General features: G+C 69.9%; 14 protein-coding genes and 2 pseudogenes. 6 read left to right on the top strand and 10 right to left on the bottom strand.

Annotated features, from left to right (window positions below):
• Positions 1-608: 608 nt before the first annotated feature.
• Positions 609-2,024, bottom strand: a complete 1,416-nt coding sequence (locus DDP54_RS03775; protein ID WP_109130614.1) for an IS1380 family transposase — start codon at positions 2,022-2,024, stop codon at positions 609-611.
• A 154-nt stretch (positions 2,025-2,178) separates the two neighbouring features.
• On the opposite strand from DDP54_RS03775, the gene DDP54_RS03780 reads away from it, so the two are divergent.
• Complete coding sequence (locus DDP54_RS03780) at positions 2,179-2,508, top strand: hypothetical protein (RefSeq protein ID WP_109130615.1); 330 nt, start codon at positions 2,179-2,181, stop codon at positions 2,506-2,508.
• Positions 2,509-2,708: 200 nt separating this feature from the next.
• On the opposite strand, the gene DDP54_RS03785 is transcribed toward DDP54_RS03780, so the two are convergent.
• Complete coding sequence (locus tag DDP54_RS03785) at positions 2,709-3,077, bottom strand: HepT-like ribonuclease domain-containing protein (RefSeq protein ID WP_109130616.1); 369 nt, start codon at positions 3,075-3,077, stop codon at positions 2,709-2,711.
• Positions 3,074-3,583 (bottom strand): helix-turn-helix domain-containing protein, encoded by a 510-nt coding sequence (locus DDP54_RS18510; protein ID WP_109130617.1) that lies wholly within the window; start codon positions 3,581-3,583, stop codon positions 3,074-3,076. The genes DDP54_RS03785 and DDP54_RS18510 overlap by 4 nt, the downstream gene beginning before the upstream one ends.
• A 312-nt stretch (positions 3,584-3,895) precedes the next feature.
• On the opposite strand from DDP54_RS18510, the gene DDP54_RS03795 reads away from it, so the two are divergent.
• Both DDP54_RS03795 and DDP54_RS18810 read left to right on the top strand, forming a co-directional pair.
• Positions 3,896-4,387 carry a relaxase domain-containing protein gene (locus DDP54_RS03795; protein ID WP_277949596.1) on the top strand — a complete coding sequence of 164 codons (492 nt, stop codon included), beginning with the start codon at positions 3,896-3,898 and terminating at the stop codon, positions 4,385-4,387.
• Positions 4,333-4,455, top strand: coding sequence for a relaxase domain-containing protein (locus DDP54_RS18810; protein ID WP_277949579.1), 123 nt, complete (start codon positions 4,333-4,335; stop codon positions 4,453-4,455). The genes DDP54_RS03795 and DDP54_RS18810 overlap by 55 nt, the downstream gene beginning before the upstream one ends.
• A 57-nt stretch (positions 4,456-4,512) precedes the next feature.
• Here DDP54_RS18810 and DDP54_RS03800 read toward each other — a convergent pair whose 3' ends face one another.
• Complete coding sequence (locus DDP54_RS03800) at positions 4,513-4,941, bottom strand: hypothetical protein (RefSeq protein ID WP_109130618.1); 429 nt, start codon at positions 4,939-4,941, stop codon at positions 4,513-4,515.
• Between the two features lie 20 nt (positions 4,942-4,961).
• The gene (locus tag DDP54_RS03805; protein ID WP_109130386.1) at positions 4,962-6,194 is read right to left on the bottom strand and encodes an IS256 family transposase; all 1,233 of its coding nucleotides are present in this window, start codon (positions 6,192-6,194) and stop codon (positions 4,962-4,964) included.
• 53 nt (positions 6,195-6,247) lie between these two features.
• Here DDP54_RS03805 and DDP54_RS18085 point away from each other — a divergent pair, with 53 nt between their 5' ends.
• Entirely contained in the window at positions 6,248-6,391 is a 144-nt protein-coding gene (locus DDP54_RS18085; protein WP_158274444.1) for a hypothetical protein, read from the top strand.
• A gap of 26 nt (positions 6,392-6,417) precedes the next feature.
• Here DDP54_RS18085 and DDP54_RS03810 read toward each other — a convergent pair whose 3' ends face one another.
• From DDP54_RS03810 to DDP54_RS03825, 4 genes and pseudogenes are all read right to left on the bottom strand, one after another.
• Complete coding sequence (locus DDP54_RS03810) at positions 6,418-8,016, bottom strand: IS1634 family transposase (protein WP_242448206.1); 1,599 nt, start codon at positions 8,014-8,016, stop codon at positions 6,418-6,420.
• 351 nt (positions 8,017-8,367) lie between these two features.
• Positions 8,368-8,559: pseudogene (locus DDP54_RS18515) on the bottom strand (IS1380 family transposase); the annotation flags it as partial.
• Between the two features lie 109 nt (positions 8,560-8,668).
• Positions 8,669-9,289, bottom strand: coding sequence for a hypothetical protein (locus DDP54_RS03820; RefSeq protein WP_109130620.1), 621 nt, complete (start codon positions 9,287-9,289; stop codon positions 8,669-8,671).
• A gap of 16 nt (positions 9,290-9,305) precedes the next feature.
• Positions 9,306-10,508, bottom strand: a complete 1,203-nt coding sequence (locus DDP54_RS03825; protein ID WP_109130621.1) for a hypothetical protein — start codon at positions 10,506-10,508, stop codon at positions 9,306-9,308.
• A 657-nt stretch (positions 10,509-11,165) separates the two neighbouring features.
• On the opposite strand from DDP54_RS03825, the gene DDP54_RS03830 reads away from it, so the two are divergent.
• Positions 11,166-11,564, top strand: coding sequence for a hypothetical protein (locus DDP54_RS03830; protein WP_109130622.1), 399 nt, complete (start codon positions 11,166-11,168; stop codon positions 11,562-11,564).
• A 210-nt stretch (positions 11,565-11,774) separates the two neighbouring features.
• Here the strand turns inward: DDP54_RS03830 and DDP54_RS18520 are convergent.
• A pseudogene (locus DDP54_RS18520) lies at positions 11,775-12,189 on the bottom strand (transposase); the annotation flags it as partial.
• Positions 12,190-12,464: 275 nt separating this feature from the next.
• Here DDP54_RS18520 and mobF point away from each other — a divergent pair.
• A complete protein-coding gene (gene mobF / locus DDP54_RS03840) occupies positions 12,465-15,467 on the top strand; it encodes a MobF family relaxase (protein ID WP_242448207.1) in 3,003 nt (1,000 codons plus the stop codon).
• The last annotated feature ends 15 nt before the right edge of the window (positions 15,468-15,482 follow it).

A 15,482-nucleotide genomic window follows, 5' to 3' on the forward strand; every position in this document is an offset into this window, starting at 1 on the left:
GTTACGGCCTCGACGGCGGTCCGTAGCAGGTTCGTGGTTACGGCACGCCCGCGACGGCTCCGGAATCGGAGCGGTGACGTCTCGGCTCGCAACACCGGGTCGAGGCGAGACACACTGCACCAGGGCGGCCTGAGTATCGGAGGCGTGAGCGATGGCGAGCCTTGTCAGGCGAATATGGCACCATGCGTTGGCCTGCTGGCCTTTCCCTCGGAGACCGACCGACGTGCCACAGCAGCCCTACTATCTCCCGGCGTTCGATCACCGAATCCCGAAGGGCTGGGCGTCCTACGGTCCCGAAGACTCCCGCAGACGATGGCGGACGGCACGGCATTGCCGTCGCTGACATCGCCGACCTCGCACGACGCCCCCTGGTTCGGCGGCACTGTGTGGATTCCGTGTTGGGTGGGTGATTCCCGGCGTGAAATTGCGCCCTGCCACTAGCCCGGATCTTTCATGGAGCTCGGTCGGTCTGGAGCGCGGCGTCGTTGTCGGCGTTCGGTGCTGATTGTGGCATCGGGGTGCGACGAAGGGCCGCGTGTCGTCGCGGTGGGCGCCGGTTCCGGCCGGTCGTGCGGGTGCTGGTGGCGGTCAGAGACGAGGTCGACGGCTCAGGGCGGGGCGGGTAGGGCGGTCAGTCGTTGGTGACCGGTGGTCAGGACCTCGGCCCAGGGGTGGGTGTCCTTGACGTGCAGGATCAGGGTGCGGGCGTGCCGGGCCAGCGTCGCGGGCACGTGCAGGAGCCGGGTTCGTAGGCGTTTGGGTTCCCAGCGGCGGGCCGCGGTGGTGGCGAACGCGAGCAGCTGGGTCCAGGCCGTCAGGTCCGAGGCCAGTGCCACGATCGCGCACCAGATCTGGTTGGCGCCGAAGTTCTTCAGCGGCAGGTTCCGCAGTCCTGTGTCTTTGGCGGCGCGGATCCGGTCCTCGCAGCGGGCGCGGCGGCGGTGCCGCAGCTCCAGGTCCTGCAGCTGCCCGGTCGTGGTGTTCGTGACGAACGCGGTCAGCCGGTAGCCGCCCGCGTCGTCCAGGCGCCCCTGGGACACCCCGGCTCCGGGGTGGGGTCGTTCGCGGCGCACGATCACGCGCATGTGGGCCGGCCATCCGCCCAGGTGGCCGCCGGCGGCGAGCAGGTCGGTGATGTCGGCGACGTCCGCGCCGTCGCGGGCCGCACCGTCGCCGTTGAGGGCCGCCGTCCAGGCCGCCGGGGGGATCTGGGCGTAGATGCCCTGCATGTGGGCCCACGGCAGGGTCCACCCGATCGAGTAGGAGACCCCGCGGCCGGCCAGCCAGGTGACGTAGTCCTTCGTCCCGCCACCGCCGTCGGTGCGGATCAGGACCTTGCGACCTGGGCGGGAGGGGTTGATCCCGGGGACAGCGGCCAGCGCGGCGCGGGTGACCTCGATGTGGTCCGCGGCGGTGTTCGAGCCCGCGTTGCCCGCCCGCAGGCTCATCGCCAGCAGCTCGCCGGTTCCCTCGGCGCCGTGGTCGGCGAACGCGCACAGCGGGTGGAACCCGAAGCCCCGCTTGAACGTCGGGGCGGCTTGATCCTTCTCCGAGTGGGCGGTGATCAGCGTGGCGTCCAGGTCGATCACCAACGGCGCGGCAGCGCTGATCTGGTGCGTCGGGGCGTGCTCGCCGGCCGCGGCCCAGACCGCGGCCCGGGCCTGCTTCCTGGCCCGGGCGATCTGGGCCAGGACCTTGTCCGCATCGACCCCCAGCGCCGCCACCGCCCGGGAGACCGTCGCCTCGGAGGCCACCGACCCGAACAGCTCTGCCTCGCCGCGCAGCAGCGCGGCGTCGGCCAGGCAGTCCCCGCCCAGCACCAGCGCCACCGCGAGATCAGTCAGGACCTTCGCGGGGTCGTGCACCGCGAACGGTGAGCGCCACCGGTCCAACGCCTGCGACAGCGCGACGTCCAGACCCGCGGCCCGCACCGTCTGGGTCAGCAGCACCCCGCCGGCCGATCCGGCCGCGGCCACCGGCGCAGCATCGACTCGGACACGCGGGTAGAACCCGATAGCGTTCACCTGGAAGGTGCTCCTCGAACTGGTCTGATCTGTCCCTCGCAAGACACATCATCCCAGGTCAGGAGCACTTTCCTCGTCTACGCCACGACCGCGCCGTGAAATCTCCAGGCTAGCGTCGGAGACGTCCGGTCGGTCAGCCCGTTCGGGAGTTGCCATGAAGGGTCGCACTTGGCTCGTCTTGCGCGGGCTCATCGCCGTGGCCCTGGCCGTGACCTTGGTGACGTACAACGACGCCGGTGACCTGAGCATCAGCAACGAGAGTTCCACCGAGGTGACCGTCATCACCGGGGACACCGAGGCCATCGTCCCGGCGACGGGCGGAACGGTCCTTCTCGACTACGGCTGCACTCCGGGCGATGTGACAGTCAAGGTTGCCTCTGGTCCGGCGGTGGTGGTCCCCGGGCCGGTGTGCCCAGAACAGCAGATCGTGATCCGTGGCGACGGCAAGGTCGAGCTGCAACCTGCCTCGGCGAACACCACCTGAGTACGACCGCGCTGTTACGGGCTGACCGCGGTCGGCCACAGCGCCGCGGAGTGAGCGTGGGCGGACCCATCGGCCACCCGTCGGTCACGAGTGGCGGCGCGAGCCTGTCAACCGCGAAGGGAGGCGACCTGGATCGGTCGCTACCAGCCGTCGCCTCGTGTCGGCGTCATCGCCGTGCGCTCGGTCGCCTGGCAGGGCAGCTACTCGGCTTGCTCTCCGGAGGCCGAGTTCGCAGCCACGATCGCCTCGCACGCGGCGCGCAGCCGGGCGATGGGGTCGCCAATGGTGGCGCGGACGATCTGCGGGTCGAGTTTGTAGTAGTGGTGTCCGATGAGGTCGCGCATGCGGGCGATATCCGACCACGGGACCTCGGGGTGGGCATCGCGCAGACCCGGCGAGAGGGCCTTGACTGCCTCGCCGATCGTGAAGACGCGGTAGTGGATCGCGTCGAGTGCGACCAGCTCCACTGCGGCGTCTTGGGGGTGGGCGCGCAGGAGTGCGTCGTCGCGGTCGACGGCGTCGATGGACTCGACGATGTCGCGCAGCCGCTGGTCGTCGGTGCGGCTCACAGTGGCACCGCCTCGGCCAGAGCGTTCTGCGCGACGTGCGGGGCCAGCGCGTCCTGCGGCACGACGTCGACCCGCTCCCCCAGCATCGCCGAGAGCTCGTCCTGCAAGGCCGCGATGGGGAACAGCCCCCTCGTGCGGACGGCGAGGTCGACCAGCAGGTCGATGTCGGACTCGGGCCGATCCTGCCCCCGGGCCACCGAACCGAACACGCGGACGTTCGACGCCCCGTGGCGGTGGGCTGCCCGGCGGATCCGGTCCCGGTTGAGCCGCAGCTTGGCCATCCGCGGCGTGCGCACGTCCAGGCGGCGCGGCGAGACCTCGGCAACCAGCTCGAGCCGGGATCCCATCGCCGCCAGGAGTCGGTCGAGCGTCTCCACCGACGGCGAGCTCGCACCCGACTCGTACCTCGACACCGCCGGCTGCGACGTGCCGGCGCGGGCCGCCAGGGCGTCCTGGCTCAGACCAGCGCCCTCGCGCGTTGTCCGGATCAACGTTGCGGCATCCACAGGGCCATCATACTGCTACAGGTATCACCTGGCCAGTGGGGTCAGTCGACGCGTCCTGGACCTGCTCGCCCACGAGTGAGCGTCGATCCGTAGGTCGTAGACGACCGGGAACGGTCGCGCGGAACCGAGCCGAGCCGGACGAGCCCGCCGGGCCCCCAGCCCGGTCTTGCGCCCTCCCCCGACACCCCTATGGGTGAGGCATCGCTGCGGGACTGCCGACCGCGGACTGTGCATGTTGCGGGCATCCGCGCCTACCTGCTGTTGACGGCGCCCAGTCGTGACGGCGCCCAGTCGGGGGAGGTGTTGGCGGTGATGTCGATGCACAAGCTGGTCGCGGGTGACAGGCATGCCTACCTGACCCGCCAGGTCGCTGCAGGCGATGCCGGCCTGGAGCCGGGTGCGTCGCTCACCGCGTACTACGAGGCCACCGGCAAACCGCCCGGGCAGTGGTGCGGGGCGGGCCTGGCCGCCCTGGGCATCGAGCCGGCCCACCGGGTCCGGCCGGGTGACCGGGTGACCGAGGAGGCCATGGCCGCGGCGTTCCGCGACGGCCACGACCCCATCACCGGCGAACCCCTCGGTCGGGGCTTCGGGGGCGAGAGCCCGGTGGTGGGGTTCGATCTGACGTTCACGGCGCTGAAGTCCGTCTCGGTGCTGTGGGGCCTGGGCGACGACCCGACCCGCGCGGCCGTCTACGCGGCGCACCGGGCGGCCTTGGGCAGGCGTTGGCGTTCGTCGAGCACACGGTGGTGCGGACCCGGGTCGGTGACGGCGGGTGCCGGCAGGTGGCCACGCGCGGGATGATCGCTGCGGCGTTCGACCACTGGGACACCCGGGCCGGCGACCCCACCAATCGTCAATGCACCCAGTAGCGCCAGCACGCCGTGCTTGGCGGTCCCAGCGAAGCGAGTGTCGTGGACGCGCCGCGATCAGGCCTTGGACCGAATCGGCCACATTACGATGAAGTCCTCTCCGGCGCGCTTGATGTTCTCTTCAACGAACTCGATCTCGCTAGGATCAAGTCGGCCCGCCTCAATGTGTGCCTCGGCGGCATTCAGTATGGCCTCCAGATGGTTGAGCTCCGCTCCTATTCGACGAAGGCTCGCAAGGTTCCGGTGCGCCATCCAGACGCGGATTCGTCGCAAGCGACTCGCAATCTCGATCGATGGCTGCCTGTCGTAGTCGTCGACAAGCCTCGCCAAATTGCTAATCTGCAGTTCCTCGTACGCGCCTTCAGTGGAAGGTTCGTCGGCGATAACGGACGTTCGCCACTCAGTAGCGGTCATGTCCAACAGCCCGACCTCGGCTGCAGCCCTCCGCGCGGTGACGTCCCGCTGAGTGGTGGAGTTTCTCGACACCGTGCGGGTCAGTGCTCAGATCATGCCGTGAGGAGTTCGGTGTGGTCCACCTCCTGGGTCGTCAGGGTCATGGTGGCGAGTTGGGCCATGGAGTTCTCGGATAGGTAGCGGCGGTCGGTGGCGGCCCATTCGTCGTGGGCCTCGACCAGGACGGCGCCGGCCAGGCGCAGCAGGGCGGCGGGGTTGGGGAAGACCCCCACGACGTCGGTGCGGCGTTTGACCTCCTTGTTCAGTCGTTCCAGGGGGTTGGTCGACCAGATCTTCTTCCAGTGGCTGGCGGGGAACGCGGTGAAGGCGAGCAGGTCCTCGCGGGCGTCGGTGAGCATGTGCCCGACCTTCGGGTGGGAGCGGGTCAGCATGGTCGCGATGACTTCGAACTGCTCGGCGACGTGGGCGGCGTCGGGTTGGGCGAAGATCGTGCGGATCGCGGCGGCGACCATCTCGGCGTTCGTCTTGGACACCGCGTCGAGGACGTTGCGGGTGAAGTGGACCCGGCAGCGTTGCCAGGACGAGCCGAGCAGGACCGAGGCGATCGCGGTCTTCAGGCCCTCGTGGGCGTCGGAGATGACCAGCGCCACACCGCCCAGCCCGCGGGCCTTGAGCGAGCGCAGGAAGCTGGTCCAGAAGGCGCCGTTCTCGGAGTCTCCGACGTCGAAGCCGAGGACCTCACGGTGCCCGTCGGCGCGGACCCCGGTGGCGATGACCACGGCCTGGGACACCACCCGGCGCCCGACCCTGGCCTTGCAGTACGTCGCGTCCAGGAACACGTAGGGGAACCCCGCGTCGGCCAGGGACCGGTCACGGAACGCCGAGACCTCCTCGTCCAGGCCCGCGCAGATCCGGGAGACCTCACTCTTGGAGATCCCGGTGTCGGCCCCCAGGGCCCTGACCAGGTCGTCGACCTTCCTGGTGCTGACCCCGTGCAGGTAGGCCTCCATCACGACCGCGAACAGTGCCTGGTCGACCCGGCGGCGCCGCTCGAGCAAGGACGGGAAGAACGACCCGGTGCGCAGCTTGGGGATCCGCAGGTCCAGGTCCCCGGCCGTGGTCGTCAACACCCGGTCCCGCGACCCGTTGCGCAACGCCGTGCGGGCCTGCGTGCGCTGCCAGGGGCCGGCGCCGATCACCGCGGTCGCCTCGGCGTCGATCAGCTCTTGATACAGGTGCTCGGTCGCGGTCCGGATCCGGTCGCTGACGTCGGTGTCCTTCAATGCGGCGAGCAGGTCGAGCAGGGCAGACTGGTCCATAGCCATCGTGCGATGTCCTTCCGTGAGTTCCCTAGTCCGGTCTCACCGACCATCGCACGATGGCCTTCTCCGTCGTGGTCACCACGACGAAGAAGATCGAGAACTACACCACCTCACGGGACGCCACCCTCCGCGCCTGGGCGATGGCAGTGTTGACCCGCTCTTCAGCAACGGCCATCGCGCCTTGGTGGACCGCAAGTTGAGCCCGGCCCGACTCGTGCCACTTGCCTTAGTGACCGGTTTCGAGTCGGTTGAGGATGGCGCGGGCGGTCTCGGTGAGGTCGGGGTCGAGGGTGAGGCGTTGGCCGTTGATCTCGATGGTTGCTGAGCGTGCGGTGCGCAGGGCCTGGACGATCTTCTTGATGCTCATGCCGGTGAGGTCTTGCAGATGGCGGGCGACGGCCAGGGCGGCGAACACCACCGTCAGGTGGGCTTCGATGGCGTCGCGTTGGTGGTGGAACACGGGCCGGGCTCGTAGGTCGGACTTGGTCATGCGGAACGACTGCTCGACGTGCCATAGGTCGTGGTAGGCCGCGATGACCGCCGCGCCGTCCATCGTGGCGGTCGGCAGGTTGGTGACGTAGCCCTTGAGGCCCGCCAACTGGCGGGCCCGGTCGATGGTGGCCTGGTCGAGTTCCTTGGTGGCTCCGGTGATCTTGAGGAACCGGGCCTTCTTCAACGGGGCGCGGCCGTCGGCGATCTTCTCGGCCCGGTCGATCATCGCGTTGATGGCCTTGTTGTCGTGCTGCTCGCGGGCGAACTTCCACTGGTAGACCACCCGCCGGGCCCGGGCCGCCTTGCCGGTGCCCATGTCCCGGGTCGATTCCAGGACCTGCCCGTCGGTGAAGTAGTTGCCGTGCCGTTCGAAGTGATCGGCCAGGTCGTAGGGGGCCCGGGTGATCCGCGAGCCGACGATGAAGCAGAACCCGGCGTCCTCCAGGGCGTTCAGGTTGCCCGCCGAGAGCATCCCGGCGTCGGCGACGACGACCAGGTCCGTGACGTCGTGCCGCTTGCCGAACGCGGTCAGTACGGGGATCAGAGTGGTCGTCTCGGCCTTGCTGCCCTCGAACAGGTGCACCTCGAGCGGGAACCCGCCCGGGTCGACCAGCAGCCCGACCTGAACCTGGGGGTCCACGCGGTGCTCCTTGCTCATCCCGACCCTGCGCAGCTCGTCCTCGTCCGGCCGCTCGAAGTGCAGCGTCGTCACGTCGTACAAGATCAGGACCGATGTCCCGGTGGTGCGGACCGAGTGCGCCCACGCGGCCCTGGCCAACGTGTCGCGGTAGTCCTGGGCCTGGCACCGGGCCAGCGACCGGAACAACGTGCGCAGGCTGACCGCCGGTGCGTCGAGTTCGTCCAGGACGCGGACGACCTCGGCCTTGGAGGTCGGCTCCACGATCCGTGCCAGGACCATCGCCCGGAACCCGTCATCGCCCAGGACGTCGAACCCCAGCCGGGTGTATTCGCTGGTCAGGACCTTCCACAACAGGTCCGCGGAGGTCCCCACGACCCGCCCACCTGCGGCGACGGCCGCAGGACGCCCACCGGCCGCCGGCGTCGCCGGCTGCAGGAGCAGTTCCGGTTCGGCGGTCCAGTCCGCGACGTCGTCCATCCGCGCCGGGACCACCAACAGGTCCCCGAGGTCCAGGGCGTCTTGGCCTGGGGACAGCCGCTCACGCGCTACGGCCAGCAGCAACGCGAGCTCGGCATCGCTATGCGCTGACCCGACGTGCTCGACCTGTTCGACCTGCCGGCCCCGGCGCGTGACGATCTGGACCGCGACCGCTCCCGAAGCGGTGCGGACCTTGCGCACGAACCGCGAGACCACCCCCGAAGGCTTGCACGACGAGGTTCTTAGTGACCACATCGCACCCGAGCGCACAACGAAACAGCAGGTCAGCGACCCGCGCCCACCCTCGAGGACCGAACGTGGCACGAGTCAGGCCCGGTAGGACGTGATTGCGCGGCGCTGGCGCCTCGACGAAAATCGGCGTACTACTCGAATTGCGCGGAAGACGAGGTCCGTATTCGCTCGGGCGGTCGCGTAGTACAACGGATTGACGACTAGCAATGCGAAGGAGAGAAACAGGAACGCGGAAGCGGTGGGTGCGTCCAGAAAGGACGCTTTCCCACGTAGCGGACCTAGAGCGGCGACAAAGGTCGTGAAGAGGAGTGTCCCATTTGCAAGCACCTTCGCGGGGTCGTGAACCGCGGACGGCTTGCGCCATCTGGCCAGCTCCGCGCTCAACGCAACGTCCAGACCCGAGGCGCGCACCGCCCTGGTCAGCAGCACCCCACCGGCCTGACCGACCGCCGACCCGCCGTGCGCATCGACCACCGGCCGCGGGTAGAACCCCGTACTCTTCTTCACCTGGAAGGTGCTCCTCATCCGCGACGATCTGTCCCTCAGCAAGACACATCATCGCAGGTCAGGGGCACTTTTCACGCCTCCGGCACGCTATCGCCGTGAAAGGCCGAGGCTAGGACGCGTTGTCGCGCACGTGTAGCCCGACGAGCTGGCCGGGTGCTCGGGTCCAATCGATGTCCCACTTCTTGTCGGGGGTGAGGAGCCAGTGGCCGTTGTCGATGGCCCAGTGCCACCAGCTGATGCGTTCGGCCAGGGAGATCGTGGCGCCGAGACCCTCGTCAGAGGCATAGATGCCCGTCGGTGAGTCCTGCGCGGCCGGGTCGGTGCAGTCCATCGTGAGTGGATTGGCGCCGGCTTCCAGGAGGATGACGTATTGGGTCCGGAAGTGCGCGTCCCACTCCGGGCCCCACGGCTGGGGATCCTCGAACGCGTCGGTCCATGTGACTTTGTGCATGAAGGCGCTACGTTCTAGAGCCGAGCGCAGCCCACAGAACACTTTGAAAGGTGTGAGGCTGGGTGCCGTTGGGTCGTCTCGGTAGTTCTCGCGATCCCCGTCGTGCCACATCCACAACGCGGCGGCATCTTCGGAGAGCCGCACGTCGAACTCGGCGCTGATCTGCCCAACTTGCTCTGGGCTGAGGCCGGGGCGGAGCCGGTCAACGACGGGCACGCCGAGGCCACGCAGGCGGTCCTCGAACCCGACCAGCGCTTGCGTGACCTCGACGCCCGTCATCTGCTACTCCTTACTGTCAGTGGCCGTTGCACACCTCGAGCGTGGGCACGGTCGGTGCTGTGGAGGGGATCGGGATGACCAGGAACGGGTCCCCCTCGTTCACCTTGCAGTCTGCCAGGAACGAGCTGTATCGGGTGCCCAGAAGACGGTTCTGGGTGGGATCGACGCCCTTCAGGGATGGACGAGGAACAGCAAGGCCGCCGCCCTGGAGGGTCGCGTAGTAGGGGAACTCGTCGCAGTCGAGCCCGGCCTGGTTTGCGGTGACACAAATCGGATCCGAGGAGTACCAGCCCCTCGGACTCGGGTTGTTGGCGCCAGCGCGGTAGTTCTGCTGGACCCAGGCCGGGTTCTGAGCCAGAGCTTCGGTGTCGTGCTGGGTCGCCTGTTTGGCGTCGAGCTGACCCGGCATGAAGATCTGCGACTTGGAGCACTGGTCGTACGGGTCAAGCCCGGCGAAGGCATTGGCCACATAGGCCATGCACTGCTGCACCGCCACCGCCGCGGTCTGCGGGTCCATCTTGTTCTGGGCAGCGAACCGGCCGGCCGCGTTCGTGATCTTCCAGACGCTGTTCGGCAGCGGCAGCGGAACGGGTCGCGGTGTCTGCGGGCCCTCCGGCGTACCAACCCACGGTGGCGCGGCGGCTGGGTGGGTGCCATCTCCGACGGTCGCGATCGCGATCGCGGCCACAACGGAAAGGCCGCCGATGCTGATGATCGCGTTCAGAACGTCCCGCAGGGAGGCGCCGGAGGCCACGCCGGTCTCGCACGTCCGCGTGGCGTCGCTCAGCGACGACGGCGGTTGGAGGGTGTTTGGTGCGGGGAAGAACAACGTCTCGTCACACACCTGCTGCAGCGTGACGCCACCTGACACGAGCAGAGCCGTCAAGGCATCAGCATCCAGCTGATCCCCGACATCATGGATCGTCACGCCAGCGGTGGCCGGCACTACGAGCGGCTGCGGGCTGGAGACGGCAACCCCACCGGGGCCGACGCCGTTGATCGCGGTGGCTGAGGTATAGGTGTATTGGCGGGTGCCGGTGTGGGTGTCCTGGCCGATCGCGTGCCATGACTGCCCATCGCCCTCGATGGTGATCTGCAACGCCGTTGACGCGCCCGGAGTCCAGCCCCAGTCCGACAGCGAGGCGGCGGTGACCCCGGTGTACAGGTCGTTGCCGTCGAACATCGCGTACGACTCCATGGCCGTCACGAGGTTGTTCATGCTCGACGCCGTGACCGTGTCATACGGCGAGACGCTCGCCGAGGACGGACCGGCTAACCCGACGAGCGCGACCGCCGCTCCGGCAATCGCTGCGATGAGTGGACGTAGACGCATCGTTGGAGCCCCCTTCGGTGGGGGCAGCCCACCTGGTGGCCGACGATGGCGCCCCCACCCTTCGCCGGCATTCGCCACGCTAGACGCGGTCGACCCTGTGCGGGCCCTGAGAGTCAAGAATCCCCCGAATGGCCCACTGACCTGGGCATTCGTCCAGCACCAGGCGAATCCGCGGTGCGAACCCCACACAGAGCAGATCGCTGAAGAGCCCCGCACGGGCGTGTCGCCGGCGAGGCCGGGGTGGGACCCTACTCGGCTCTTGCCGAGGACTCCCCGAGCCGTCGGCGCTCTGGCGTGGGTGCGCTAGACCGACCCCAGACATGAAGCAGCCCCAGGCTGCCGCAGCAACACCTGGGGCCCCGCAACCCGTCGCCTCAAGAGGGGGGGAGGTCGCCGTTGCTTCCGCAACAAGTGGACAACGCATGAGCACGCAGGGACCAGCTTCGGGGGAGTGCGCACGGCCGGCGCCGTTCCCTCGTCCAGAGCCGCGGCCTTGGCCCGAGATTGCACCACGGCATTGAGCCTGTCGGGCAGACTGGTGAGGTGATCACCGCGACTGGCGCGAGCTCATCAGGGTGGCTTGATGTTCTCGCGAACCTCGGCCCGATCGCGACGGGCGCGGCCGCGCTCGTCGCCCTGATCGTCGGGATCGGCACCGTTCGCCAGCGGCGCGACACCGACCGGCGGGAGCAGTGGTGGAAGCGCGCACAATGGGCGCTCGAACTCACCCTGTCCGACGACCCGGCGAAAGTCGCACGCGGCTACTCCGTCCTGACCTACTTGGCCGGCAGCGACCTCGCCGGCGCCGACGAGCAGGATCTGCTCGTCGCGGCATGGGAACCGGCCCTAGAGAACGACGACCCGATGAGCGAAGATGGATCAGACGACGAAGCTGCGACGAGCGAGGAGATCACCGGTGGCACAGACACAGCCAGTCCCTGAGATCCACACGAACGCCCGCCGCGCGGTCCTGCGCGACCCGAAGGTGCAGCGGGAGGCGGCGCGACTGCGCCTCGTCACCGACGAGCGTCAGGGCAAGAACAGCCCACAGTGGGTGCGCCAACTGGCGCACGTCGACGCATCCCGCGCCGAGTCCAACGCGCCTCGCTGAGCGCGCACGTCTGACGTCAAGGGCGAGCGGGCGTCGCGGGCGTGGTCTGGGGCGTTCGCCCCTGCCGCGCTCCAGACTCTGGCTCGGGCCGTCGCCCCGGGCCCGGTCGATCGCGGGCAGCACTCTGGCCACGTCACCAGCGAGCGCAGTGATCGTGCGCGAGACCGTCGCGTCCGAGGCGACCCGTCCGAAGAACGCCGGCTCAGAGCGCACGACTGCGATGTCCGAGCAGGTGTCCCCACCCAGGGCGAGGGTCACCGCGAGGTCCACCAGCACCTTCGCGGGGTCGTGAACCGCGGACGGCTTGCGCCATCTGGCCAGCTCCGCGCTCAACGCGACGTCCAGACCCGAGGCACGCACCGCCCTGGTCAGCAGCACCCCACCGGCCTGACCGACCGCCGACCCGCCGTGCGCATCGACCACCAGCCGCGGGTAGAACCCCGTACTCTTCTTCACCTGGAAGGTGCTCCTCATCCGCGACGATCTGTCCCTCAGCAAGACACATCATCGCAGGTCAGGGGCACTTTTCACGTCTGCGGCACGCTATCGCCGTGAAAGGCCGAGGCTAGCCTCCACCGCCGCGGCCCTGCCGGCCTGCCGTTGACCCAGCCGCACCAGATAGCGCCTCGGATGCCTCACGACTCCGGGGACGTCCGGGCGTAGCCGAGCTGAGCCGGATCAGCCAGGTCTCGCTCCTGCAGCCCGGTGTTGCGCCCATCGCGGACACCCCTATGGGTGAGGCGTCGCTGCGGACCGGCGGCTGCGGGCTGGATGTTGCGGGCTGCGTCGCCTACCTGCTGTTGACGGCGCCCGGTCGGTGGGAGGTGTTGGCGGTGATGTCGATGCACAAGCTGGTCGCGGGTAACGGGTACGCCTACCTGACCCGGCAGGTCGCTGCGGGCGATGCCGGCCTGGAACCTGGTGCGTCGCTCACCGCGTACTACGAGGCCACCGGTAACCCGCCGGGGCGGTGGTGCGGGACAGGCCTGGCCGCCCTGGGCATCGAGCCCGCCCACCGGGTCCGGGCCGGCGACCGGGTGACCGAGGAGGCGATGGCGGCGGTGTTCCGCGACGGCCACGACCCCGTCACCGGCGAACCCCTCGGCCGGGGCTTCTCGGGCGAGGCCCCGGTGGTGGGGTTCGATCTGACGTTCACCGCGCTGAAGTCGGTGTCGGTGCTGTGGGGCCTGGGCGACGACCCGACCCGGGCGGCGGTCTACGCCGCACACCGGGCGGCCTTGGGTCAGGCGTTGGCGTTCGTCGAGCACACGGTGGTCCGGACCCGGGTCGGTGACGGCGGGTGCCGGCAGGTGGGCACGCGCGGGATGGTCGCGGCGGCGTTCGACCACTGGGACACCCGGGCCGGCGACCCGAACCTGCACACGCATGTCGTGCTCGCCAACAAGGTCCAGGGCCCCGACGGGTTGTGGCGGTCCCTGGACGGCAAGGCCGTCTACGCCGCGGCCGTCACGGTCTCCGAGCTGTACGACACCCTGCTGGCCGACGAGCTCGCCCGGCGCCTGCCCGTCGGATTCTCCCGGCGCGAGCGTGGGCCACGGCGCAACCCGGCGTTCGAGGTCGACGGCATCGACGACGACGTGCTGGCCCTGTTCTCCGCCCGCGCCGAGCAGATCCACGGCGCCGAGCTCGACTGGGCCGCCACCTTCGCCGCCGAGCACGGGCGCGAGCCGACCCGCATCGAGACGACCCGCGCCCGCCAACACCTCGCCCGGGCAACCCGCCCACCCAAGGTCGTGCGCCCGCTGCGGGACCTGCGGGCGGACTGGGCGAACCGGGCCCGCGCCCTGACCGGCCTCGAGCCCGTCGACCTGGCAGCCCGGGCGCTGGCCGGCACCTACGGGCGGGCGTTGCACGCGCACGACGTCGGCCCCGAGGTCCGCGCCGCCATGGTCGCGCAGGTCGTCGAGGAGGTCTCCACCAAACGGTCGATCTGGACGACCTGGAACCTCGGCGCCGCCGCGCTCCGGGCATCGAAGCCGCTGCGGATGGCCTCCCCCACCGAACGCCTGCGCCTGCTCAACGACCTGACCGTCTCGGCCGAGGCGGCGTGCGTGCACCTGGACGACACCCGCGACCCCGACCGGCGCCGCATGGGTGAGTCCCTGTTCACCTCCACCGAGCTCCTCGCCGCCGAACAGTCCCTCATCGACGCCGCCACCACCCCCGCGCACCTCCCCCGCCAGCTCGGCGACCTGACCAGCGCCTCGGTGCGGACACGACTGGCCCTGGACACCCTCACCGGCGACCAACGCATCGCCGCCGAGGCGATCTTGACCTCACCGCACCTGCTTGACGCCCTCGTCGGACCCGCCGGGTCAGGCAAGACCACCACTCTGGCCGCGGTCGCCGTGACGTGGCGCAGCACCTGCGGACCCGTGCTGGGCCTGGCCCCGTCGGCGACCGCCGCGCACACCCTGCAACGCTCCCTGGGGGTGGCGTGTCAGACGACCGCGAAGTGGCTGTATGAGTCTGTCGGACCCGGCGCCCACGGTCGCGCCGTCACCTACGCCCACGCCGTCCAGGCCGAAGCGATCGCCACCGACGTCTTCGCTCTCCGGGACGCTCGCGCGCTGCAGGCACGCACCCGGGCCGAACAGGACCGGTGGCGGCTGGCTCCGGGGCAGCTGGTCATCATCGACGAGGCGTCCCTGGCCGACACCCGCACCCTGGCCGCGCTCGTCGCCCAAGCCCGCGCCGCCGACGCCAGGGTCCTGCTGGTCGGGGACCACCTGCAACGCGGATCGGTCGACGCCGGCGGGGCGTTCGCGATGCTCGCCCGCCGCGGACCCACCGCCGAACTCACTTCCCTGTGGCGATTCACCCACCCGTGGGAAGCCCGCGCCAGCCTCGAGTTGCGCCGCGCCCACCCGAGCGTCCTGGACACCTACGACGCCCACGGTGCCATCACCGGCGGCACCCGCGACCAGATGCTTGCCGCCGCCCTGACCGGCTGGACCGACGCCCGAACCCAGGGCCACACGGCCGTCCTGCAGGCCGCCGACAACCACACCGTCCGCGACCTCAACAACGCCGCCAGGGCCGCTGGGATCCGCGCCGGGACCGTCACCCGCCAGGGCGTCGAGCTGCACGACGGACTCACCGCCGGGGTTGGCGACCGCGTCGTCACCCGCCACAACCACCGCCACCTGCACACCCCCGACGGGTTCGTCCGCAACGGCGCCCTCTGGGACGTCGCCGCCATCGGTCGCGACGGGTCCCTCCACGTCCGGCCCGCCAGCGCGCACGGTCGCCGCGACGACCGGGCCGTCGTCCTGTTGCCCGCCGCCTACGTCGCCGAGCACGTCGAGCTCGGCTACGCCACCACCACCGCGCGCACCCAAGGCATCACCGTCGACCAGACCCACACCATCGCCGCCCCGGGCATGGCCCGCGAAGACCTCTACGTCGGGATGTCTCGCGGCCGCGACCTCAACCGCGCCTACGTCATCACCGAACCCACCGCCGACGAGTGCCTGCCCGACCGAGCCCAGCCGTCGCCATCGGCCCTCGACATCCTCCGCACCATCCTCGCCACCTCACGCGCCGAACAGAGCGCTACCGAGACCTGGGAGGCCTACCACCCCAACCAGCCACCGCCCATCCCGCCGCTCCACCCGGAACAGTCGCGTCCGAGGTCGGCCATGTCCACCGGCTTCAGCAGTCCGAGCTACCCCCGGGCTCCATCGCCCGACGGACCGGTCCTCAGCAGGTGACCGAGCACACCCCAC

It is taken from the genome of Cellulomonas sp. WB94, from assembly GCF_003115775.1.
GTDB lineage: Bacteria > Actinomycetota > Actinomycetes > Actinomycetales > Cellulomonadaceae > Cellulomonas_A.

Bases quoted from the DNA above. Each gene is read 5' to 3' on its own strand.
- DDP54_RS03780 (WP_109130615.1), top strand. From the start codon at position 2,179: ATGAAGGGTCGCACTTGGCTCGTCTTGCGCGGGCTCATCGCCGTGGCC.
- DDP54_RS03795 (WP_277949596.1), top strand. From the start codon at position 3,896: ATGTCGATGCACAAGCTGGTCGCGGGTGACAGGCATGCCTACCTGACC.
- DDP54_RS03805 (WP_109130386.1), bottom strand. From the start codon at position 6,194: ATGGCTATGGACCAGTCTGCCCTGCTCGACCTGCTCGCCGCATTGAAG.
- DDP54_RS18085 (WP_158274444.1), top strand. From the start codon at position 6,248: ATGGCCTTCTCCGTCGTGGTCACCACGACGAAGAAGATCGAGAACTAC.
- DDP54_RS03820 (WP_109130620.1), bottom strand. From the start codon at position 9,289: ATGACGGGCGTCGAGGTCACGCAAGCGCTGGTCGGGTTCGAGGACCGC.
- DDP54_RS03825 (WP_109130621.1), bottom strand. From the start codon at position 10,508: ATGAACAACCTCGTGACGGCCATGGAGTCGTACGCGATGTTCGACGGC.
- mobF (WP_242448207.1), top strand. From the start codon at position 12,465: ATGGGTGAGGCGTCGCTGCGGACCGGCGGCTGCGGGCTGGATGTTGCG.